Source organism: Methylothermus subterraneus (assembly GCF_054656915.1).
Genome location: NZ_BAAHXK010000008.1, coordinates 1 through 21,167, shown reverse-complemented (window position 1 = coordinate 21,167; position 21,167 = coordinate 1). Strand labels below are relative to the sequence as shown.

17 protein-coding genes are annotated in these 21,167 nt (G+C 63.5%); 12 read left to right on the top strand and 5 right to left on the bottom strand.

Going from position 1 to position 21,167, the window contains the following annotated elements; translation table 11 throughout:
• The first annotated feature begins 20 nt into the window (after nucleotides 1–20).
• Entirely contained in the window at nucleotides 21–911 is an 891-nt protein-coding gene (locus ACYQ3M_RS08315) for an FAD:protein FMN transferase (protein ID WP_460035611.1), read from the top strand.
• On the opposite strand, the gene ACYQ3M_RS08310 is transcribed toward ACYQ3M_RS08315, so the two are convergent.
• Nucleotides 855–1,661, bottom strand: a complete 807-nt coding sequence (locus ACYQ3M_RS08310; RefSeq protein ID WP_460035610.1) for a lysophospholipid acyltransferase family protein — start codon at nucleotides 1,659–1,661, stop codon at nucleotides 855–857. The genes ACYQ3M_RS08315 and ACYQ3M_RS08310 overlap by 57 nt on opposite strands.
• Nucleotides 1,615–2,403 (bottom strand): GNAT family N-acetyltransferase, encoded by a 789-nt coding sequence (locus ACYQ3M_RS08305; RefSeq protein WP_460035609.1) that lies wholly within the window; start codon nucleotides 2,401–2,403, stop codon nucleotides 1,615–1,617. The genes ACYQ3M_RS08310 and ACYQ3M_RS08305 overlap by 47 nt, the downstream gene beginning before the upstream one ends.
• 143 nt (nucleotides 2,404–2,546) lie before the next feature.
• Here ACYQ3M_RS08305 and ACYQ3M_RS08300 point away from each other — a divergent pair, with 143 nt between their 5' ends.
• Nucleotides 2,547–3,260 carry a protein-L-isoaspartate(D-aspartate) O-methyltransferase gene (locus ACYQ3M_RS08300; RefSeq protein WP_460035608.1) on the top strand — a complete coding sequence of 238 codons (714 nt, stop codon included), beginning with the start codon at nucleotides 2,547–2,549 and terminating at the stop codon, nucleotides 3,258–3,260.
• 7 nt (nucleotides 3,261–3,267) lie between these two features.
• A complete protein-coding gene (locus tag ACYQ3M_RS08295) occupies nucleotides 3,268–5,682 on the top strand; it encodes a spermine/spermidine synthase domain-containing protein (RefSeq protein ID WP_460035607.1) in 2,415 nt (804 codons plus the stop codon).
• On the opposite strand, the gene ACYQ3M_RS08290 is transcribed toward ACYQ3M_RS08295, so the two are convergent.
• On the bottom strand, nucleotides 5,679–5,969 hold the full coding sequence (locus ACYQ3M_RS08290) for a PGPGW domain-containing protein (RefSeq protein WP_460035606.1): 291 nt from the start codon (nucleotides 5,967–5,969) through the stop codon (nucleotides 5,679–5,681). The two genes, ACYQ3M_RS08295 and ACYQ3M_RS08290, sit on opposite strands and share 4 nt — an antisense overlap.
• A gap of 121 nt (nucleotides 5,970–6,090) precedes the next feature.
• Here ACYQ3M_RS08290 and ACYQ3M_RS08285 point away from each other — a divergent pair, with 121 nt between their 5' ends.
• From ACYQ3M_RS08285 to ACYQ3M_RS08275, 3 genes are read left to right on the top strand one after another with little or no spacing between them, the layout of a single operon-like run.
• Nucleotides 6,091–8,493 carry an acyl-CoA dehydrogenase gene (locus ACYQ3M_RS08285; RefSeq protein WP_460035605.1) on the top strand — a complete coding sequence of 801 codons (2,403 nt, stop codon included), beginning with the start codon at nucleotides 6,091–6,093 and terminating at the stop codon, nucleotides 8,491–8,493.
• A 1-nt stretch (nucleotide 8,494) separates the two neighbouring features.
• A complete protein-coding gene (locus ACYQ3M_RS08280) occupies nucleotides 8,495–9,796 on the top strand; it encodes an acetyl-CoA C-acetyltransferase (protein ID WP_460035604.1) in 1,302 nt (433 codons plus the stop codon).
• Nucleotides 9,789–11,822 (top strand): 3-hydroxyacyl-CoA dehydrogenase NAD-binding domain-containing protein, encoded by a 2,034-nt coding sequence (locus ACYQ3M_RS08275; protein WP_460035603.1) that lies wholly within the window; start codon nucleotides 9,789–9,791, stop codon nucleotides 11,820–11,822. Before ACYQ3M_RS08280 ends, ACYQ3M_RS08275 begins: the two co-directional genes overlap by 8 nt.
• Nucleotides 11,823–11,837: 15 nt before the next feature.
• Here ACYQ3M_RS08275 and arsB read toward each other — a convergent pair whose 3' ends face one another.
• Together arsB and ACYQ3M_RS08265 are read right to left on the bottom strand one after the other, a co-directional pair.
• Nucleotides 11,838–12,920, bottom strand: a complete 1,083-nt coding sequence (arsB, locus tag ACYQ3M_RS08270; RefSeq protein WP_460035602.1) for an ACR3 family arsenite efflux transporter — start codon at nucleotides 12,918–12,920, stop codon at nucleotides 11,838–11,840.
• Nucleotides 12,917–13,726, bottom strand: coding sequence for a metalloregulator ArsR/SmtB family transcription factor (locus ACYQ3M_RS08265; protein WP_460035601.1), 810 nt, complete (start codon nucleotides 13,724–13,726; stop codon nucleotides 12,917–12,919). Before ACYQ3M_RS08265 ends, arsB begins: the two co-directional genes overlap by 4 nt.
• A 147-nt stretch (nucleotides 13,727–13,873) precedes the next feature.
• Between ACYQ3M_RS08265 and ACYQ3M_RS08260 the strand changes: the two genes are divergently transcribed.
• The 6 genes from ACYQ3M_RS08260 to ACYQ3M_RS08235 all read left to right on the top strand — a co-directional run bounded on the left by ACYQ3M_RS08260 (nucleotide 13,874) and on the right by ACYQ3M_RS08235 (nucleotide 21,027).
• Nucleotides 13,874–15,214 carry a TolC family protein gene (locus ACYQ3M_RS08260; RefSeq protein ID WP_460035600.1) on the top strand — a complete coding sequence of 447 codons (1,341 nt, stop codon included), beginning with the start codon at nucleotides 13,874–13,876 and terminating at the stop codon, nucleotides 15,212–15,214.
• A 195-nt stretch (nucleotides 15,215–15,409) separates the two neighbouring features.
• Nucleotides 15,410–16,681: an efflux RND transporter periplasmic adaptor subunit gene (locus tag ACYQ3M_RS08255; protein WP_460035599.1), complete on the top strand. Its 1,272-nt coding sequence runs from the start codon at nucleotides 15,410–15,412 to the stop codon at nucleotides 16,679–16,681.
• Nucleotides 16,674–19,829: an efflux RND transporter permease subunit gene (locus ACYQ3M_RS08250; protein WP_460035598.1), complete on the top strand. Its 3,156-nt coding sequence runs from the start codon at nucleotides 16,674–16,676 to the stop codon at nucleotides 19,827–19,829. The genes ACYQ3M_RS08255 and ACYQ3M_RS08250 overlap by 8 nt, the downstream gene beginning before the upstream one ends.
• Before the next feature lie 83 nt (nucleotides 19,830–19,912).
• Entirely contained in the window at nucleotides 19,913–20,296 is a 384-nt protein-coding gene (locus ACYQ3M_RS08245; protein ID WP_460035597.1) for a CorA family divalent cation transporter, read from the top strand.
• A 69-nt stretch (nucleotides 20,297–20,365) separates the two neighbouring features.
• Complete coding sequence (locus ACYQ3M_RS08240) at nucleotides 20,366–20,605, top strand: AbrB/MazE/SpoVT family DNA-binding domain-containing protein (protein ID WP_460035596.1); 240 nt, start codon at nucleotides 20,366–20,368, stop codon at nucleotides 20,603–20,605.
• Nucleotides 20,602–21,027 (top strand): type II toxin-antitoxin system VapC family toxin, encoded by a 426-nt coding sequence (locus ACYQ3M_RS08235; RefSeq protein WP_460035595.1) that lies wholly within the window; start codon nucleotides 20,602–20,604, stop codon nucleotides 21,025–21,027. The genes ACYQ3M_RS08240 and ACYQ3M_RS08235 overlap by 4 nt, the downstream gene beginning before the upstream one ends.
• The last annotated feature ends 140 nt before the right edge of the window (nucleotides 21,028–21,167 follow it).

Here is a 21,167-nt window from a genome sequence, read left to right as displayed (position 1 = left end):
ATTATAAAGCCGCGCCGGCGATGCCAATAGCCTCTTTAAGGCACAGCTTTCAGGCCATGGGCACGGTGTGCGAGGTGGAACTGTGCGCCGCTCCCGACCAAGCCGAGCGGGCTTTGGCCGCCATCCTCGCCGAGGTCGAGCGTCTCGAGCGGCGCTATTCGCGCTACCGCTCAGACAGCCTGCTGGCCGAAATCAACCGCGTCGCCGCCGGCGGCGGCAGCATCGAAGTGGACCTAGAAACCCAAAGCTTGCTCGACTACGCCCAGGCTTGCTACGAGCAGAGCGAAGGCTTGTTCGATATTACCTCCGGAATCCTGCGCCGGGCTTGGTGCTTTGATTCAGGCCAGGCCCCGAGCGAAAAACAGATCCAAAGTTTGCTGCCTAAGATCGGCTGGGACAAGGTACGCTGGCGGCCGCCGCGCCTGAGTTTTTCCATTCCGGGGATGGAGCTCGATTTGGGCGGCATCGTCAAGGAATACGCGGTGGACCGGGCGGCGGCTTTAGCGATAAATTGCGGGGTGCGTTCCGGGATGGTCAACTTAGGGGGAGACGTCAAGATCCTCGGCCCGCGCCCCGATGGCCGCCCTTGGCGGGTGGGAATTCGGCACCCGCGCCGCGCGGGTCTGCTCACCGCCTTGCAGGTTCGGGAAGGGGCGATCGCCTCGAGCGGCGACTACGCGCGGTGCATGATCGTAAACGGGCAGCGCTTCGGGCACATCTTGAACCCCAAGACCGGCTGGCCGGTGCAGCATCTGGCCGCGGTGACGGTGCTGGGGGAGCTGTGCACCGTCGCAGGCTCGGCCGCCACCATCGCTATCCTCAAAGAAGCGCAAGGGCCGGATTGGCTTAAAGCCTTAGGGCTGCCTCATCTTTGGATAAGCGTGAGCGGAGAGATAGGCGGGGCGATCTAGGTCTTTCTCCGCGCGCAAGCAGGCCAGGATCGCGGTGCGGGCGCGCTGAGCCAGCACTTCCCGCTGGCTGCAGGCAGGCAAAGGAAGAAGCCAGACGAGCTTTACCTCGACGCGCTCGGCCGCCAGCACGCGCACGAGATGGGCGATAAAAGTCTCCTCGCCGAGGAACGGAGCCAGCCTGGCCGTGTGGCCCAAATAGCGCAAGGCCACCGGCTGGATGGGCAGCCCACCGGCCGCTTGGAAAACGGCCCGGGCAAAAGGCAGGACGGTCTGGCCTGGAGTGGTGGTGCCCTCGGGGAACACCGCCACACGCTCGCCCGCGTGCAGCCGTAAGCCGATCGCGTGCACCAAGTCCGCAGCCGCGCGCAGATTGCCTCGCGCTACGAACAACGTCCCGCTCGCCCGCGCCAGCCAGCCGATCAGCGGCCAGTCGGCGACCTCGCGCTTGGCGACGAAGGTAAACGGCGCCTGTGTTCCCAACACCACCACGTCCAGCCAGGAGACGTGGTTGCTAACTATCAAAGCCGCGCCTTCGAGCGGCGCTCCCCGCACGGCGACGCAGAGCCTTAAAGTTTTTGCTAGCCCCTGAAACCACTTCACGCGGATCGCGTCGCAGGCGGCCGGGGAGAGGCGCTTTAGCCATGGAAAAACGGCGGTCAGGAGGCCGGTGCCGCCGAGCAGCCAGGCCAGGACGGCCGCGCCTTTAACGAAGACCTTCAGCCAGACCACGAGCTTGGAAGCGCGCTGCAAAGAACCGCCGCAGGTAGCGCTCTTGCAGGTTGACCAAGGGCAGTAAGACGAACACGTCCATGCAGTTGAAATCCTCGTCCCAGTAAGGGTCGCCGCACACCCACGCCCCTAGGCGCAAATAGGTCTCAAGCAGCGGCGGGACGCCGCACTCGTCGCGCGCACAACGGAGTTCCTCAGGCACCGGTCGGCGCGAACTCACCGCCAGCCAGTTAGGGCCCAAGTGCTCTGGGCAAAGGCGGCGATAGAGCGCCTCCACCGCAAACCCACTGGGGCCGGGGGGGATGCTGGCGCAGCCCATCAGATAGGTAAATCCGCGTTTTTGGGCATAGTGACTGAGCGCCGACCACAATAGGGCTAAAACCATCCCGCCCCGGCTGTCTCGATCGACGCAGGTGCGGCCCACTTCCAAAAGTCGCCCGGGGAGCTGCCGGACCCTACTCAGATCGAACTCCTGTTCCGAGTAAAAGCCGCCGGCGCGCTCGGCTCCCAAGTCGCTCAGAAGGCGCGTGCAGCCGACGATCTTGCCGCTACGTTGGTCGCGCACCACCAGGTGGTCGCAGAATGGATCGAAGCGATCTCGGTCCAGCCCGTCTTCGCTTTTGAGCTTGGCTCCCATTTCCTCGGCGAAAACCCGGTACCTGAGCGCGAGCGCCTCTTTGACCGTGGCCGCGTGCATCGCCACAAAAGCTTCATAGCGGCGCGCCGCGCACGTCCCTAAAAGCGCGGGGAAGTCCTGGTGCATGGATGTGCTCGCAAAATGACCACCGGCATGAAGATAGGGCTGTTCTGTGACAAGCGTGCGACAGAGCCGTGACGGTTCATTGACAAACCGAAGGGAATGCCGGCACCCTTAACTTACCGAGGCGGTTTGGAACGGAGCACGCCATGTACGTATGGGTAGGTCTTTGGTTGCTAGCGGCTTTGTCCGGTGCGGCAGGCTGGGAGGAACAGGCGCGCACGCAGATGGTGGCCGAGATCGAACGCGAGTTTTACGCCACCTCCTTGGCCAGCGGCAAAAGCGCGCTCACCCCGAAGGTGAAACGGGCCCTGCTCGAGGTGCCAAGGCATCTGTTCGTCCCCGAGGCTTTGCGGTCCGCCGCTTACGAAAACCGCCCGCTGCCCATCGGTTACGGGCAGACCATCTCCCAGCCTTACATCGTCGCCCTGATGACCGAACTGCTCGAACCTAAACCCGAGCACGTGGTGCTCGAGGTCGGGACCGGCTCTGGTTACCAGGCGGCCGTGCTGGCGCGTCTGGTAAAGCAGGTCTACACGATCGAGATTATCGAGCCGCTGGCGAGCCGGGCGCGTGCCCGGCTCAAGGCGCAAGGTTATACCAACGTCGAGGTGCGTGTCGGCGACGGCTACTACGGTCTAAAAGAACACGCCCCGTTCGACGGCATCGTAGTCACCGCCGCCGCCAGCCACATTCCCCCGCCTTTGGTTGAGCAACTCAAGCCCGGCGGGCGGATGGTCATCCCGGTAGGCGGGCAGTTCCTGGTCCAGTCTCTGATGCTGGTGGAAAAAACCCCTAAGGGCGAAGTCTTAACCCGCCAGTTGCTCCCGGTCAGCTTCGTGCCCTTGACCGGTGGGCATTGAACACCTTATGGCGGCTCCTCCCTTGCTCTTGCTCCTTGCCGTTGGCTTGACCTCGGCCTGCGCCCTAGCGAGCGAGATCCTGCTCATGCGGCTGTTGGCCATCATCCAATGGCACCATTTCGCTTACGTCATCATCAGCCTGGCGCTTTTGGGCTACGGCGCCGGCGGCGCCCTGGTTACCCTGGGGAAGGATTTTGCCTTGCGCCATTTCGCGCGGCTGTTTCCGGGCGTTTGTCTGGCTTTTGGGGCCAGCCTGGCGGGCGGGTTTCTGATCGCCCAGAAGACCGCCTTCAACCCTTTAGAACTCCTGTGGGACCCTGGCCAGTGGCTGCGCCTTATGGCGGTTTATCTCATCTTGCTGTGGCCGTTCTTGTTCGCCTCAAGCGCTACCTGCCTGGCTTTGGCTCGCTTCGGGATCCACGCCGGGAGGATTTACGCCTGCGATCTGTTGGGCGCCGCCTCGGGCGCCCTAGGAGCCATCTTGCTCCTCAAGCGCTTCTTTCCCCTCACCGTGCTCGGCATCCTCGCCGCGGCTGCCTGGCTGGCCGCCGCGGTCGCCTGGCTTGGGCTGGGGGTGCGACCCAAAAGCGGCGCGATGCTTATTCTCCTGGCGGCTGTTCTGCTGCCTGCTTGGTTCGCATCTACCCCTAAGCTGGCGCTTTCCCCCTACAAGCCGCTCAGCCAGGCCTTGGCGACAATGGGCTCTCGAATCGTTGGGCAGCGCTCAGGTCCTTTGGGATTGTTGACCGTGGTCGAGAACTCCAGGGTGCCGTTCCGCCACGCTCCGGGCCTGAGCCTGACGAGCACCGCTAAGATCCCGCCCCAGCTTGCGGTGTTCACCGACGGCGATGGCTCGGGCGTGATCACCCGCTTCGACGGCGATTGGGGAGCGCTTGGCTTTCTCGACCAGCTGCCCTCGGCGTTGCCTTATCACTGGCTCAAGCGGCCGCGCGTCCTGGTGCTCGGGGCCGACGGCGGGATGGAGGTGCTGCAGGCGCTGTATCACCTAGCCGAACGCATCGACGCGGTGGAACTGGACCCCAACCAAGCCGCGCTGGTTAAAGAGGATTTTGCCGGCTTTGCCGGCCACCTGTACCGCTTGCCCCAGGTTCACCTGCACCTGGCCGAGGCGCGCGGGTTTGTGACTGCAACCGGCAAGCGCTTCGACCTGATCCAGATGGCGCTGTTGGATGCGTTCAGCACGGCTTCTTCCGGCTTGCACGCTTTAAACGAGACTTACCTGTACACCGTCGAGGGGTTGAAAACGTATCTCTCCCGCCTGACCCCGAACGGGGTATTGGCCATCACCCGCTGGACCCGCATCCCGCCGCGGGAGGAACTCAAGCTGTTTGCCACCGCAGTCGCCGCCCTGAACGCCTTGGGAGTGCAGGACCCGGCGCGGCATCTGGTTTGGATCCGGAGCTGGAACACCATCACCCTAGTGGTGAAACCGCGCCCTTTGCGCGGCGCCGAAATCGAAGCGGCACAAAAATTTTGCCGAGAGCGCGGCTTCGATCCGGCTTATTTTCCGGGAATCCAGCCGCACGAGGCCAATCGCTTCCACCGCCTGCCGCAAGACTACTACTACCAGGCCGCTTTGGCGATCTTGAAAAAGGATCCAAATTTTTTTGCCGCCTACAAGTTCGACGTGCGTCCGGCCACCGACGATCGGCCTTATTTTTTCCATACCTTCAAGTGGAGCTCGCTTAAAGAGCTCTGGGGGCTGCGCGCGGCCGGTGGGGTCGCGCTGCTGGACAGCGCCTATCTGCTCTTGGTGGGAACCTTGGGACAGCTGACCGTCCTGAGCGCGCTCATTATCGCAGCCCCACTGTTGCCCGGCAGCCTGCGCCGGGGCAAAGTGCCGCGGGCCAGGGTGCTGGGATACTTTTTCGCCATCGGCATCGGCTTTATCTTTTTGGAGGTCGCGTTGATCCAGAAGTTTATCCTCTACCTCTCCCATCCCCTGTACGCCGTCGCCGTGGTGTTGACCGGAATGCTGTTCTGGGCGGGTTGGGGAAGCGCTTCGCTGGAACGGCTGTGCCGCAGGCTGCCGGGATTTTCGCCGTGGTGGCCGGTGCTTGGGATCTTGGGGCTGGCGCTGGCCGACTTGGGCCTTTTGCCTTGGTTGACCGAGGCCACGGCGATGGCTGCGGATGGGTTTAAGATCGCCCTTAGCCAACTGTTGCTTGCGCCTTTGGCCTGGTGCATGGGTATGCCCTTTCCGCTCGGCGTGGCGCAGCTTGCGCGCGCCTATCCGGAAGGGATAAGCTGGGCGTTTGCGGTAAACGGCTGCGCTTCGGTCACCGGGGCGGTTTTGGCGGGCGTGCTTGCGATCCACCTGGGGCTGAACTGCGTGATCGGCTTTGGGCTTTTTGCCTATCTGGTCGCTGCGCTTTGGTATCGAGCGCCCGCAGGCGCTTAACCGCCCTTGCCGGTTTTGAGTTGCCGGATCTTGTCTAGGTGGCGATTGCCGATTTTGCGGAGTTTGTCCCACTGGTTGTTGGCCTCCTCCTGCAGCCGGCCGAGCCAATGCCGCGCCCAGGCAAATTCTAGCCCGAGCACCACCAGACCCAACGGGATCACCAGCATGGCGGGCCCGGGAAAGACGATCATCACCACCCCGAGCAGGACTAGGGTGCCTCCGATCAGCGCCACCGCCAAGCGCCGGGCCGCGACATAGGTAATTCTCAGGACGGATTTTCCTCTCATGGGAACGTCTCGAGTTCGCGCGCTAGATTATTATGCAGGCGCTGGCCTCCCCTGCCTACCCTTGCTTGCTCAGCTCGCCTGGTAGCGCTACACTCGGCTTTCTGCAAATCGAGGAAGCAGTATGGCGCTGAGCATCGCCCTGATCGCTGCATTCTTGGCTTTGGCCTTCCTCGGCGCCGGGATCTGGGCGTGGACTTTGGTGCTGTTGGGGGTTCTCATCGTCTCAACCCTAGGCGGGTTGGCCGGCCCGGCTGTGCTCGCCTTCTGGTGGCTGGCGATCGCGCCTCCTTTGGCGATCCTCAACCTCGCGCCGCTGCGCCGGAAGTTGCTCAGCGCCCCCGCGCTGAGGCTTGTGCGCCAGCGTTTGCCGAGCTTGTCGCGCACCGAGCAGGAGGCCCTGGAAGCGGGGGATGGGTGGTGGGAAGCGGAGCTTTTGGCCGGTCGGCCCGACTGGCAAAAGCTCTTGAATTTCCCCTTAAGGCCCCTGACCGAAACCGAGCAGGCTTTCCTCGAGGGGCCGGTGGAAGAGTTGTGTCGGATGCTCGATGACTGGCAGATTACCCGCAAGCTCAAGGACCTGCCTCCCGAGGTCTGGCAGTTTCTCAAGCGCAACCGCTTCTTTGGCTTGGTGCTGCCCCAAGAATACGGGGGGCTTGGGTTTTCCGCCCGCGCCCATTCCGAGATCGTGCTCAAGATCGCCAGCCGCAGCCTTACCGCGGGGGTGACGGTGATGGTGCCCAACTCCTTGGGGCCGGGGGAGTTGATCCTCAAGTACGGCACGCCGGCGCAAAAGGAATACTATCTGCCGCGCCTGGCGCGCGGTGAGGAGATCCCGTGCTTTGCCTTGACCAGCCCGGAAGCCGGTTCCGACGCTTCGGCCATGACCGATACCGGCCTCGTCTGCCGGCGGGATTTTAATGGCGAAAAAGGCGTTTTGGGGATCTTGTTGAATTGGGACAAGCGCTATATCACCTTGGCGCCGGTGGCTACCTTGCTCGGGCTGGCTTTCAAGCTCTATGATCCCGATCATCTCCTGGGCGATCGGGAGGACCTAGGCATCACCCTGGCCCTCATCCCCACGAACACCCCTGGAGTCGAGATCGGCGCGCGCCACGATCCCATGGGCATCCCGTTCCAGAACGGCCCGACCCGGGGCCGCGAGGTGTTCATCCCACTGGACTGGGTGGTCGGCGGGCGCGCTGGAGTGGGTCAAGGTTGGCGGATGCTGATGGAATGCCTGGCGGAAGGGCGCGGGATTTCTTTGCCGGCTTTGGCCGCCGCGGCGGCCAAGCTGGCCTGCCGCACGACTTTTGCCTACGCCCGCATCCGGCGTCAGTTCGAAGTACCCATTAGCGCCTTCGAGGGAGTCGCCGAGGCCTTGGGGAAAATCGGCGGCCTTAGTTATCTGATCGAAGCCGGGCGAATTTTAACCCTGGCCGCCATCGACCAGGGGATCCGACCGGCGGTGGCCTCGGCGATCTTGAAGTACCACGCCACCGAAGCCATGCGCCTTCTGGTCAACGCCGCTATGGACGTGCACGGCGGCAAGGCCATCATGCAGGGGCCAGGCAACCCTCTAGGCACGCTGTACCAGGCGGTCCCGATCAGCATCACCGTGGAGGGGGCCAATATCTTGACCCGCTGCATGATCGTCTACGGCCAAGGCGCGATCCGCTGCCATCCTTACCTGTTGGCGGAGATGCAGGCCGCGACCGCCTCCGACCTGGCTGCCTTCGACCGGGCGCTGACCGGCCATCTTGGGCTGTTTTTACGCAACCTCGTGCGGGCGGTGGCGCTGGGCCTGACTGCAGGCCGCCTGGCCCGGGTGCCGGCCGGCCCGCAGCGGCGCTATCTCCAGCACCTGACCCGGTTCTCTGCGGCGCTGGCGTTTTTGAGCGACTTGAGCCTGGCGCTTTTGGGCGGGGAACTCAAGCGGCGCGAGCGCCTCTCCGCCCGCTTGGGCGATATTTTGAGCCATCTTTACCTGGCTTCGGCGTTGCTCCGCTATCACCTCGAGGCTGAAGTCCCGGAGGCCGAGCGTCCGTTGTTCGAATGGGGAATGGCCTGGTGTTTGTACCGGATGGAACAGGCGGTGGATGAAGTGTTGGCCAATTACCCTAGGCCGCGCTTAGGGCGGCTGATGCGAAGATTGATCTTGCCTTGGGGCAGGCGCTTTGGCCCGCCTGCCGATTTTCTGGATCAAGCGGTCGTTTCTGTGCTCCAGACCCCAGGGCCGGTGCGCGAGCGTTTGACCGCCGGGATGTTCTTGCCCAAGGATTCCGAGGAACCCATCGCCCGCCTGGAGCAGGCGCTGGTTGCGGCCTTGGCCGCCAGCGAGGCGGAGCGCAAGCTGCGCGAGGCGGTCAAGGCGGGTAAACTCAAACCCGGCCCCGAGGCGATCGAGGCCGCGCTCAGGCAAGGCGTGCTCGAGCGCGACGAAGCCGAACGCTTGCGGCAGGCCGAGGCGCTAAGGCGCGAAGTCATCGCGGTAGACGCTTTTGCGCCGACCCCCGAGGAGGAATAGGATGGAGAAACCAGTTTATGTCATAGACGGCAGCCGTACCCCCTGTCTGAAGGCGAGGGGGCAACCCGGGCCCTTTGCCGCCGCCGATCTGGCCGTGCGTGCCGCCCAGCCGCTTTTGGCGCGCCAACCCTTCGAGCCCAAGGACTTGGATCAGGTGATCTTGGGGTGCGCCGCCCCAGGTCCCGACGAGGCCAACATCGCCCGCATCGTCGCCTTGCGCTTAGGTTTAGGCAAGGCGATGCCGGCGTATACGGTGCAGCGCAACTGCGGCTCCGGGATGCAGGCGATCGACTCGGCCGCGCGCGCCATCGCCTGCGGCCAAAGCTCCCTGGTTCTGGCCGGTGGCGCCGAGGCGATGAGCCACGCCCCGGTGCTCTACAACCCAGCCATGGTCGCCTGGCTCGGCCAGTGGCAGAAGGCGCGCACCCTGCCCGCCAAACTGCGCCAGCTCGCCCGCCTGCGCCCGGCGCACTTCGTGCCGGTGATCGGCCTGATCCGGGGACTCACCGACCCCACGGTCGGCCTGATCATGGGGCGCACCGCCGAGATCTTGGCCTACCGCTTTAACATCTCGCGCGAGGAGGCCGATTCTTTCGCCTGGCAGAGCCACCAGCGCCTGGCCAAAGCTCAGGCCGAAGGCCGGCTGGCGGACGAGATCGAGGTCCTCTACGACGGGGAGGGGAACGACTACGACCACGACGACGGCGTGCGTCCCGAGACCACCTTGGAGCAACTGGCCCAATTGCCGCCGATCTTCGACCGCGAGTTCGGCCTGGTCACCGCCGGCAATAGCTCGCAGGTCACCGACGGCGCCGCCTGGGTGATCTTGGCCGGCGAAGAGGCGGTTAAGCGGTACGGGCTCAAGGTCATGGGCAGGATCCTGGACTGCACCTTTGCCGGTTTGGATCCGGCGCAAATGGGCTTGGGGCCGGTGTACGCCAGCGCGGCTTTGCTTAGGCGCAACCGCCTGAAGTTGGAAGACATCGACTTCTGGGAGATCAACGAGGCCTTTGCCGCCCAGGTGCTCGCCTGCCTCAAAGCCTTTGCCTCGGAGCGCTTCTGCCGCGAGGAGCTTAAGTTGGACGGGGCGTTGGGGGAAATCGACCCAAACCGCCTCAACGTGGACGGCGGGGCGATCGCGCTCGGCCATCCGGTGGGCATGAGCGGCACCCGCATCGTGCTGCACCTTCTGCGCGTGTTGGCCGAACGAAGGGGCAGGTTGGGGGTGGCGACTTTGTGCATCGGTGGCGGCCAGGGCGGGGCCATGTTGGTGGAGCGGGTGGAAGAGGTGGGCCGTGGATAAATATCAACACTTTCGCCTAGAAACGGATAGGGAGGGGGTGGCCTGGCTGTGGCTGGATGTGGCAGAGAGCAAAGTCAACGTCCTCTCGAGCGAGGTGCTTAAAGAGCTGGGGCAACTTTTGACCGCCCTGGAAGCCAATCCGCCCAAAGGCTTGAGTCTAGGTTCGGCCAAGCCTTCCGGGTTTTGCGCCGGCGCCGACGTCCGGGAGTTCACTAAGATTTCCTCGCGCGACCAGGCGCTGGCCTTGATCGGCAAAGCCCATCAGGTTTTCCAGCGCCTAGAGTCCCTGCCTTGCCCTACGGTGGCGCGGATCCACGGCCATTGTCTGGGCGGCGGCTTGGAGCTGGCGCTGGCCTGCCGTTACCGGGTGGCTTTGGACGATCCTAAAACGCGCTTAGGGTTGCCGGAAATCCTGCTCGGCATCCATCCAGGCTTTGGCGGCAGCGTGCGCCTGATCCGGACCATAGGCGCGCCCAAGGCGTTTGAATTGATGCTGAGCGGCAACAGCCTGGATGCGCCCGCCGCGGCCCGCTGTGGGTTGGTGGACTATGCCGTTCCCGAAAGGCATCTGGACCGCGCCTGCCGCCATCTGCTCGCGACCCAACCGCGACCGCGGCGTCCTGGGTGGGTGCTGAGGCTGGCCGACTGGGCGTTGGTGCGGCCTTGGCTCGCCGCTGTCCTACGCCGCCAGGTCGCCAATCGCGCCAAGCCGGAGCACTATCCTGCCCCTTACGCCCTGATCGAGCTGTGGCGCCGCTATGGGGCTAAAGAGGCCATGTTCCAGGCCGAGGCCGAATCGGTGGCCGAACTGCTGTTGAGCGAGACCTGCCGCAACCTGGTGCGCGTGTTCTTCCTACGCGAGCGCCTCAAAGGATTCGGGCGCGGGGACGAGGTTTTCCACCGCGTCCACGCCGTAGGCGCGGGGGTGATGGGGGGCGACATCGCCGCCTGGTGCGTCGCCCAAGGGCTTAGCGCCAGCGTCCAGGACCTTTCTCCCCAGCGCATCGCCCCAGCGGTCCAGCGGGCTTATCGGTTGTTTGCTCGCACCTTCAAGCGCAGGCACGAAGAGATCGCCGCGCGCGATCGGTTGATCCCGGATTCCAAAGGCGTGCAGCTCCCGCGCGCCGAGGTGGTGATCGAAGCCATCGTCGAAAACCTCGAGGCCAAACAGGCCCTTTACCGCCAGATTGAACCCAGGCTGGGCGAGGACGCTTTGCTTGCCACCAACACTTCCAGCCTGCCGCTGGAGGCGCTGGCCAAGGCGCTCAAGCGGCCAGAGCGCCTGGTGGGGCTGCACTTTTTCAATCCGGTCGCCAGGATGCCTTTGGTGGAGGTGGTTCAAGGGGAGCGATCGGACCCTAAGGCGGTGGAAAAAGCTTGCGCTTTCGTGCGGGCGATCGCCAAGCTGCCGCTGCCGGTGAAAAGCGCGCCCGGTTTTTTAGTCAACCGCGTGCTCATGCCTTATCTGATGGAAGCGATGATCTTGCTGGAGGAGCGCGTCCCGCCCGAGGCCATCGACCGGGCGGCGACCGAATTCGGCATGCCCATGGGGCCGATCCATCTCGCCGACACCGTGGGCCTGGACGTGTGCTTGGCGGTGGCCGAGATCCTGACCCAGGCCTTGGGCGGCCAGGTGCCGGAACTCCTTCGCGCCAAGGTCGCAGACGGCAAACTGGGGGTCAAACGCGGAGAAGGGTTCTACCGCTACCGGCGAGGCCAGCCGCTCACCTGCAAGCGAGTGCGCTCCCCCTTGCCCCAGGAGGCCATCACCGAACGCTTGATCTTGCGCCTGCTCAACGAGTGCGTGGCGGTCTTACGCGAGAAGCTCGTGGAAGACGCCGATCTGATCGACGCCGGCATGGTGCTGGGGACGGGCTTTGCCCCTTTTCGCGGCGGCCCGATGCAGTATTTAAAACAGCGCGGCATCGAGGCCACCCGCGCGCGGCTTGAGGCGCTGGCGCAGGAATACGGCTTAAGGTTCCAACCCGATGCGGGGTGGGAAAAGTTGCAGGGGGTCTTGCAATGAAGGCAAGGCGCCGCGCTATTCGGAATGAAGGTGGAGGCCGGTCGGGCAGCATTCGGCATAAGGCACCACCCCTTTACGCCGCTCGTAGAGGTTGCGCGTGGCGTTGACCAGGCGCACGGCGAGCAGCATCACCGGAACTTCGATCAAGACCCCGACCACCGTCGCCAACGCCGCCCCGGAGTCGAAGCCAAACAGCGAGATCGCGGTGGCTACCGCAAGCTCGAAGAAATTGCTCGCCCCGATCAAGGCCGAGGGGCCGGCGACGCAGTGCGGCGACCGCAACCAAAGGTTTAAAAGATAAGCCAGACCTGAGTTGCCGAAGACCTGCACGGTGATAGGCACGGCGAGCAGCGCGATGACCCGCGGCTGGCGTAGCACCTGTTCGCCTTGAAAGCCAAACAGCACGACCAAAGTCAACAGCAAGGCCAAGATCGAGATCGGCCCGAGGAGTTTCAGCACCCGCCGCAAGCGCAAATAGCCGTGCGCCTGGCTTAGCAAGATGCGCCGCACGCCGAGCGCAAGCGCCAAGGGTACGACAAGATAGAGCAACACCGCTAAAAACAAGGTATCCCAAGGCACGTGCACGTTGGCGATGCCGAGCAGTCCGCCCACCAGAGGCGCAAAGGCGAAGATCATGATCAGATCGTTGAGCGCCACCTGCGACAAGGTAAAATGCGGCTCGCCGCGCATCAGGTGGCTCCAGACAAACACCATCGCAGTGCACGGCGCCGCCGCCAGAATGATCAGGCCGGCGCGGTAACTGGCGATCTGCTCGGCGGGCAGCCAAGGCCGAAACCACACCTCCAAGAATAACCAAGCCAGAGCCGCCATGGAAAACGGCTTGACCAGCCAATTGACGAACAAAGTCGCACCCACCCCCCGCCAATGCCGGCGGACTCCCCAAATCTCGCGGAAATCGATCTTAAGCAGCATGGGGAAGATCATCAGCCAGATCAGGACCGCCACAGGCAGGTTGATGTGAGCCACCTCGAGCCTGCCGAGCGTGTGAAACCACTCAGGGAACGCCTGGCCCAAAGCCAGACCGACGCCGATGCACAACAGCACCCACAGCGATAGCAAGCGTTCAAACCAACTCATACTACCCTCCCGATCGCGCGCAGCTTTTGCTCGAGCGCCAGGCGCTCGAGGCTTTCCGGGTGCAGGTTGAGAAGCAGCGAAATCCGCCGCTCGAGCAAGGCATACGCCTTGGCGAAAGCCAGTCTCTTTTCGTCTTCCGAACCGGTCACGGCGGCCGGATCCGGCACCCCCCAGTGGGCGGTGATGGGCTTTCCGGGAAACACCGGGCAGGGTTCCCCGGCCGCCTGGTCGCACACGGTGATGACGAAATCGAGCGGCGGGGCGTCGGCGGCGGCAAACTCCTCCCAGCTCTTGCTGCGCAGCCCGGAAGTTGGAATCCCTTCCTGGGCGAGCTTCTCCAGGGCCAGAGGATGGACGTATCCGGTCGGATGGCTGCCGGCGCTGTAGGCGCGAAACCTGCCTTGGCCTTTGGCGTTGAGCAGGGCTTCGGCCAGAATGCTGCGGGCAGAATTGCCGGTGCACAAAAACAGGACGTGGTAGACGCGCTGGTTCACTGAGCACTCCTCTTGGGTTAAACACGCCTGCCCCCGACAGCAGTTTTCCGTCAGAAAGGCGATAAGCGCTTGGATGGTGGCAAAATCGGCGCTGTAGTACAAAAAGCGCCCGACCGGGCGCGCGCGGATCAGGCCGGCCTGCGCCAGTTCTTTCAAGTGGAAGGACAAGGTGGCGCTTGGGATCTCGAGCCTGCGCGCGATCTCGCCGGCGGCAAAGCCTTTAGGGCCTGCCTGGACCAGGAGGCGGAACACCGAAAGCCGGGTCGCCTGAGCCAGGGCGCTTAAGGCTTGTAGGGCCTGACTTTTTTCCACGTTTTTAAAATAATCAAAATAATTATTTAAAGCAAAAATTTTTTCATGAGGAATATAAAATCCCTCAACAGATCGCTGGGCCAGTTCTAAGATGGGTTTGGGAAAGTGCTCGAGCGGGCATCCATTGGCGATCAACCGGAGTTTTCGATGGCGCGATACTCATGCTGGTGGTTGGTTTACGGCCTGGTATTATGGTTGGGCACGGCGGCAGCTGAGACCGCTACCCCAACGCTCACCCCCCTTACCTTGACCGCGGCGCTTGCGCAGGCCGAATGCGGAAATCCTTCGCTGGCCGCGATCCGCGCCCGCTACGAGGCGCTCAAGGCGATCCCGCCGCAGGAGGGGAGTCTGCCGGACCCGGAAATCAGCTTTGCCGCCATGAGCCTGCCGGTCGATACCTTCAATACCGGCAAGGAGGACATGACCCAGCTGCAGTTCGGGATCAGCCAGGCGTTTCCCTTCCCCGGGAAACTCCGCCTCAAACAGGAGGCAGCCGAGTGGGAGGCGAAGGCGGCAGGCGAGGACGTCAAGGAGCTCAGGCTCAAGCTCCTGCGCGACGTCGAGATCGTTTGGTGGCGGCTTTACTATCTCGACCGGGCGCTTGCGATCATCGCTGCCAATCAGGACCTCTTGCGCCAGTTCGTCGAGATCGCCAAGACCAAGTACACCGTCGGCCAGGGGCTGCAGCAGGACGTGCTGCTTGCGCAGCTGGAGCTGTCGCGCCTTATAGACCTAGAGCTGCAGCTTCAAGGCTTGCGGGGCCAGGAAGCGGCGCAGCTAAACGCTCTCATCGACCGACCGGCCGATGCTCCGGTAAATCTTCCCGCGGAAGTGGCCAGAACCCTGCCGGAGACGCCGCAGGAGCCAGACCTCTTCCGCCGCGCCGAAGAGAAAAGGCCGCTCTTGGCCCGGATCCACAACCAGATCGAGGCGGCTAGAACCCGTGTCGATCTGGCCAAAAAGGAATTTTTCCCCGATTTCAAGCTGGGGGCCTTCCACGGCTTCCGCCATGGTCAGGATCCTTCCGGCAAAAGCCGCCCGGATTTTCTCACCTTGAGCTTAAGCATGAACCTTCCTCTGTATTTTGCCACCAAGCAGGCCAAGGCGGTGGACCAGCGCCAAAGCGAACTTTTGCGCCAGCAGTTTAGGTGGCAGGACACCTGGAACCAGGTGCGCGCCGAGATCGCCTCCGCCCTGGCCGATTATCGCCGCGCCCGCGACCAGGCGGTGCTGTTCGACCGGGGCATCCTCCCCCAGGCGCGCCAGACGGTGGCCTCGATGCTGGCCGGCTATCAGGTGGGCAAAGTGGATTTCCTCAACCTGGTCAGCGCTCAGATCACCCTCTACAACTACGAAATCCAGTACTGGAAGACCCTGGCCGAGGCCCGGCAGGCCCTGGCGCGCCTGGAGGCTGCCGTCGGCGGTCCCGTCGAATCTTCCATCAACCCCCACCCAGGAGGGGGAACCAATACCACAGGAGACCGGTAATGCCGTTGCAACAGGATGCAGGGCCGGATAAAGGCAGATCCAGCGCAGGCGCGTCTCCCACCCGACCCTCCTCCGCAAGCGGGGGAGGGGGAATGGAAAACCGAGAGCCAAGCGTAGGTCGGATAAGCGTCAGCGCATCCGGCATTCCCAGCCTGCGTTTATCCGGCCTACGAAGCGGATGAAGGGACGTTTAAAATGAAATGGATCCCGATTGCCGCCATCACCCTGGCTTTGGGATTCGGTTCCGGCTACTGGCTGGCCGCCCGTCAGCTTGGGCCAAAGCCCCCTGCCACCACCGCCGGCTGCGAGCCGCTGTTTTACCGCCACCCCATGAACCCGTCCATTACCTCCAAGACCCCGACCAAGGACGAGATGGGGATGGACTACGTGCCGGTCTATCCGCTCGGCTGCCCCGGCGCCGCGGAGGCCGCCGGACCGCCGGGGACGGTGGTGATCGATCCCACCGTGGTCCAGACCATCGGGGTGCGCACCGCCGGCGTGGTCCGCCGGGATTTTTCCCACCCGATCCATACCGTGGGAAGGGTCAGCTACGACGAGGACTTGCTTGCCCGCCTTCATCCCAAGACCGAGGGCTGGGTGGAGAAGCTCTACGTCAGCAAGACCGGGCAGTTCGTCGCCCGGGACGCCATGCTTCTTAGCCTCTATTCCCCGCAGCTGGTAGCCAGCGAGCAGGAGTACCTGCTGGCCTTAAAGAGCCTGCGCATTTTAAAAGACAGCCCCTTCGCCGACATCCGCCGCGGCGCCCGCGAACTGGTCCGCTCCTCGCGCGAGCGCCTGGAACTGCTGGACGTGCCCGAACACCAGATCCACGAGCTGGAGCAAACCGGCCGGATCATGAAGAGCCTGCATATCCACTCGCCTTTCGACGGCTACGTGGTCAACGTGGGGGTGCGCGAGGGCCAGTACGTGACTCCGCAGACCGAGCTGTATCTGATCGCCGACCTGAGCAAGGTCTGGGTCTATGCCGACATCTACGAGTACGAACTGCCCTGGGTGCGGGTCGGGAATCCGGCGGAGATCACCCTGACCGCCGTCCCCGGCCGGGTATTCAAGGGCAAAGTGGTCTACGTCTACCCTTACGCCGACCCTAAGACGCGCACGGTCAAGGTGCGGCTGGAGTTTGCCAATCCGGATCTGACCCTGAAACCGGAGCTGTTCGCCAACGCCACTATCCACACCCGCCCCAAACCCGGCGTGCTGGCCATCCCCAGCGAGGCGGTGGTGCGCACCGGTCTCAAGGATCACGTGTTCGTAGCGAAGGGAGAAGGTCGGTTCGAACCGCGCATCGTGCAATTGGGGGTGCCTGCGAGCGGCTGGGTCGAGGTGCTGGCGGGGCTTTCGGAGGGCGAGGAGGTGGTGGTCTCCGGCCAGTTCCTGATCGATTCGGAGTCCAGCTTGAGGGAGGCGATGCGCAAGTTTGGCGCCGTGGGGCACGGCCATGATTGAGAGGCTTATCCGCCTGTGCCTTAAGGAACGCTGGCTAGTCCTGATCGCTGCCTTGATGCTGTTTGGCACCGGACTCTGGGCATGGCGCACCACCCCGCTGGACGCCATCCCCGACCTGTCCGACGTCCAGGTGATCGTCTTCACCGAGTATCCGGGCCAGGCGCCCCAGGTGGTGGAGGACCAGGTCACCTATCCTTTGACCACGGCGATGCTGGCGGTGCCTAGGACCAAGGTAGTGCGCGGCTATTCCTTCTTCGGCTCCTCCTTCGTCTACATCCTCTTCGAGGACGGCACCGACCTGTACTGGGCGCGCTCGCGGGTGCTGGAATACCTCAATTACGTGGCCAGACGCCTCCCAAAGGGCGTCACCCCTTCCTTGGGGCCGGACGCCACCGGGGTCGGCTGGATCTATGAGTACGCCCTGGTGGACAAAAGCGGCCAACACGATCTGGCCGAACTGCGCTCGCTGCAGGACTGGACCCTGCGCTATTCCCTCCAGGCCGTGCCGGGGGTGGCCGAGGTGGCCTCCATCGGCGGCTACGTCAAGCAGTACCAGGTGGAGGTCGATCCCAACGCCTTGTTGGCCTATCGTCTGCCCCTGGCCCAGGTCAAACAGGCCATTGCCCGCTCCAACAACGACGTGGGTGGCAGGCTGATCGAGCAGTCCGAAACCGAGTACATGGTGCGGGGCCTGGGTTACATCAAGACCCTAGAAGACCTGAGAAGCGTGCCGGTGGGGGTGGACGAGAACGGCACCCCGATCCGCCTCAAGGACGTGGCCGACGTCCATCTCGGGCCGGAACTGCGCCGAGGGCTCGCGGAACTGGACGGGGAAGGTGAGGTCGTCGGCGGGATCGTGGTGATGCGCTTTGGCGAGAACGCGCTTGCGACCATCCAGAGGGTGCGGGAAAAACTAAAAGAGCTCAAGGCGGCTCTGCCGGAAGGGGTGGAGATCGTGCCGGTGTACGACCGCGGCGATCTGATCGAGCGGGCGGTGACCACTCTCCAGGACGCATTGGTGCAGCAGCTCATCATCGTCAGCTTAGTCATTGGGCTGTTCCTGCTCCATGCCCGCTCTACCCTGGTAGTGGTCCTCAGCCTGCCGCTTGGGGTGCTTGCGGCTTTTGTCCTGATGCGGATCCAGGGGATTAGCGCCAACATCATGTCTTTGGGGGGGATCGCGGTGGCCATAGGCGACATGGCCGACGGGGCGATCGTGATCGTGGAAAACGCCCACAAGCGCCTGGCTCAGGCGCAGCGCGAGCGCTGCGCCCCTTTGACGACTGCCGAGCGCTGGGAGACAATCGAGGCGGCTGCGCGGGAGGTGGGGCCGCCGCTGTTTTTCTCCCTCTTGGTCATCATGGTGGCGTTCCTGCCTATCTTGGCCCTCCAGGCCCAGGAAGGGCGCCTGTTTTCGCCCTTGGCCTTCACCAAGTCCTATGCCATGCTGGCGGCGGCGGTGCTGACCGTCACCCTGGTGCCGGTGTTGGTGGGGTATTTTGTCCGCGGAAGGATCTTGGCGGAGGAGCGCAATCCCGTCACCCGCTGCCTCCACGCCTTGCACACGCCGCTATTGCAGCTGGCCATGCGCCACCGCTTGGCGAGCTTAAGCGCCGTGGCGCTGATCCTGGCGGCGACTTGGTATCCCCTAGCGCGGCTGGGAACCGAGTTCATGCCGCCTTTGGACGAGGGGGACATCCTCTACATGCCCACCACCTTCCCCGGCATTTCCATCACCAAGGCGCGTGAGATCCTGCAGCAGACCGACAAGATCCTCAAAACCTTCCCCGAAGTCGCGCACGTGTTCGGCAAGGTAGGCCGCGCCGAAACCGCCACCGATCCGGCCCCCCTGTCGATGATCGAAACCACCGTCCGCCTCAAGCCCCGGGACCTGTGGCCCGATCCGACCAAGTCCACCCGCGAGCTGATGGCGGAGATGGACAAGGCGATCCGCTTTCCGGGTTTGGCCAACGCCTGGACCATGCCGATCAAGACCCGCGTCGATATGCTCTCGACCGGCATCAAGACCCCCGTCGGCATCAAGGTCTCCGGCCCGGATCTGAACGAACTGCAGCGGCTTGCCGAGGCCATCGAACGGGCGATCAAGACTCTGCCCGAGACGCTTTCGGCCTTCGGCGAGCGGGCGGTGGGGGGCCACTACGTGGATTTCGACATCGACCGTTTCGAGGCGGCCCGCTACGACCTTACCGTCGGCGACGTCCAGGACGTGATCCAAAGCGCCATTGGCGGCATGAACATCACCTGGACCGTGGAAGGGCTGGAGCGCTATCCGGTCAACCTGCGCTACAAGAGAGCCTTTCGCGACAATCTGGAGATGCTCAAGCGGGTGCTGATCCCGACTCCCACCGGCGCCCAGATCCCGCTGTCCCAGGTGGCGGACCTCAAGTTGCGTCGCGGACCGCCAGAGATCAAGAGCGAGGACTCGCGCCCCAACGCCTGGATCTACGTGGACATCAAGACCTCGGACATCGGCGGCTTCGTGACCAAGGCCAAGCGGGTGCTGGCCGAACAGGTGAAAATTCCGCCCGGCTACACGGTGAGCTGGTCGGGCCAGTTCGAATACTTGCAGCGGGCGGTCGAGCGCTTACAATGGCTGATACCGATTACCCTAGGACTGATTTTTCTGTTTCTGTACTTCACTTTCCGCAACTTCACCGAGCCTTTGCTGGTGATGCTGACCGTCCCCTTCGGGCTGGTCGGGGGCATCTGGCTGTGCTGGCTGGAGGACATCCAACTCTCAGTGGCGGTGGTGGCCGGTTTCATCGCCCTGGCCGGGATGGGGGCGGAAACCGGCGCGCTGGTCTTAAGCTTCATCGACATGGAGATCGCCGAGCGGCGGGCGCAGAAAAACGGCCCTTTGACCACGCAGGAGATCCTTCAGGCGGCCGCAGAGGCGACTTCAAAGCGCGTGCGCCCGGTGGTGATGACCGCCATCATCAACATCATCGGGCTTTTTCCCGTCTTCTTAAGTACCGGCACGGGCGCCGACTTGGCCCGCCCCATCGCCGTGCCGGTGCTGGGGGGAATGACGACGGTGATGATCGCCACCCTGTTGGTGTTTCCGGTGTTCTACGGTCTGGTGATCGAGCGCCGGGAACGGCGCTCGGGGGCGGTCAAGTTGCCTTGAGGAACGCAGGGCAAATCAGGGAGGATGAAGCAGGGAATCGCTCAGGGCCAAAGCCATCTCAATCACATCACAGGAGGCATTCGATGAAAACGCATACCCAAACCCGGAAATGGATCGCGATCCCGCTTATCATCGGGCTGCTGACTACGGCGTACGCCGAGAGGATGACCCGACCGGAGCGCGCACAGCACGGGCCGGCCAGGATGTCCTTGGAGCAGGCGATCGAGCAAGCCAAGACACCGCAAGACCACGCGCAAATAGCGGCGCGCTACGAGAAAAAAGCGGACAAGCTGCGCAAGTCCGCCCGCTACCACGAACGCCTGGCGGAGCTTTATGCCAAAACCGACAACCCCAAGATGGCCGCCGATTCCGCCCGCCATTGCCGCGCCATCGCCGAAAAGCTTAAAGCCGCCGCCGAGGAGATGCAGTCTTTGGCCCAAATGCACCGGGAAATGGGAGGACAGTAAAGCTCTGCTGGTCCCTGAGGGGCAGCCTTCAGGGTTGCCCCGAAATCATTCAACTACCTGACTGCCGGTATGGACACAACCACGGTTACCAGCAAGGGACAGGTTACTATCCCCAAGGCGATCCGCCAGAAACTGGGAATCCGCAAAGGCACTAGGGTCGAGTTCATCCTCGTGGGCGATCGGGTGGAACTGCGCATTCAGCGACCGGTTCCCCCAATCAGGAAAAGCGGTTTCGGTCTGCTCAAGAGCCGGCGGCCGCCGGTGCCGGCCGACTTCGATCCGGCCCAGTTGGCCGATTGGGAACCATGATCGGCCTGGATACCAACATTCTGGCGCATTACTACATCGAGGACAGCGGCGACGGTGAAGCCCAGCGACAACGTCAGGCCGCCCGTCAGCTGCTCGAGGGCAATGAACCGCTGGCGGTCTGCAAAACCGTGCTGCTGGAGCTGGAATGGGTCATGCGGGGTTATTACGGCTTTGAGCGGGGGGAAATTCTTCAGGTTTTCGACCATCTGCTCGGTCTGCCCCATGTGGAGGTGGAACAGCGCAATCAGGTGGAACAGGCCTTGGCGCTCTACCGGGAAGGCTTCGATTTTGCCGATGCCCTGCACCATGCGGCTTATTCCCATTGCGCCCGCATGGCAAGCTTTGATGACCGCAAATTTGCCCGCAAAGCCAAACGGCTGGGATTGACCCCTACGGTCCTGGTGCTCCGCGATCGGGGATGAGGAAGGTGATAAAAACCAAATTCTCCCCTTATGCCGCCGGCCAGGCAACCGGCCTGTTTCTGGCGCTCAGCTATGCTCTGTACGTGGCCCGCTGCCTGCTGTTTCCGGAGCACCGGCTTTACTTAAGCTGGCAGAAGTGG

Excerpts from the sequence above, each read along its gene's own strand:
- ACYQ3M_RS08295 (WP_460035607.1), top strand. The coding sequence starts at position 3,268 with ATGGCGGCTCCTCCCTTGCTCTTGCTCCTTGCCGTTGGCTTGACCTCG.
- ACYQ3M_RS08245 (WP_460035597.1), top strand. The coding sequence starts at position 19,913 with ATGAAAACGCATACCCAAACCCGGAAATGGATCGCGATCCCGCTTATC.
- ACYQ3M_RS08290 (WP_460035606.1), bottom strand. The coding sequence starts at position 5,969 with ATGAGAGGAAAATCCGTCCTGAGAATTACCTATGTCGCGGCCCGGCGC.
- ACYQ3M_RS08235 (WP_460035595.1), top strand. The coding sequence starts at position 20,602 with ATGATCGGCCTGGATACCAACATTCTGGCGCATTACTACATCGAGGAC.
- ACYQ3M_RS08250 (WP_460035598.1), top strand. The coding sequence starts at position 16,674 with ATGATTGAGAGGCTTATCCGCCTGTGCCTTAAGGAACGCTGGCTAGTC.
- ACYQ3M_RS08300 (WP_460035608.1), top strand. The coding sequence starts at position 2,547 with ATGTACGTATGGGTAGGTCTTTGGTTGCTAGCGGCTTTGTCCGGTGCG.
- ACYQ3M_RS08280 (WP_460035604.1), top strand. The coding sequence starts at position 8,495 with ATGGAGAAACCAGTTTATGTCATAGACGGCAGCCGTACCCCCTGTCTG.
- ACYQ3M_RS08305 (WP_460035609.1), bottom strand. The coding sequence starts at position 2,403 with ATGCACCAGGACTTCCCCGCGCTTTTAGGGACGTGCGCGGCGCGCCGC.
- arsB (WP_460035602.1), bottom strand. The coding sequence starts at position 12,920 with ATGAGTTGGTTTGAACGCTTGCTATCGCTGTGGGTGCTGTTGTGCATC.
- ACYQ3M_RS08255 (WP_460035599.1), top strand. The coding sequence starts at position 15,410 with ATGAAATGGATCCCGATTGCCGCCATCACCCTGGCTTTGGGATTCGGT.
- ACYQ3M_RS08240 (WP_460035596.1), top strand. The coding sequence starts at position 20,366 with ATGGACACAACCACGGTTACCAGCAAGGGACAGGTTACTATCCCCAAG.
- ACYQ3M_RS08285 (WP_460035605.1), top strand. The coding sequence starts at position 6,091 with ATGGCGCTGAGCATCGCCCTGATCGCTGCATTCTTGGCTTTGGCCTTC.
- ACYQ3M_RS08260 (WP_460035600.1), top strand. The coding sequence starts at position 13,874 with ATGGCGCGATACTCATGCTGGTGGTTGGTTTACGGCCTGGTATTATGG.
- ACYQ3M_RS08315 (WP_460035611.1), top strand. The coding sequence starts at position 21 with ATGCCAATAGCCTCTTTAAGGCACAGCTTTCAGGCCATGGGCACGGTG.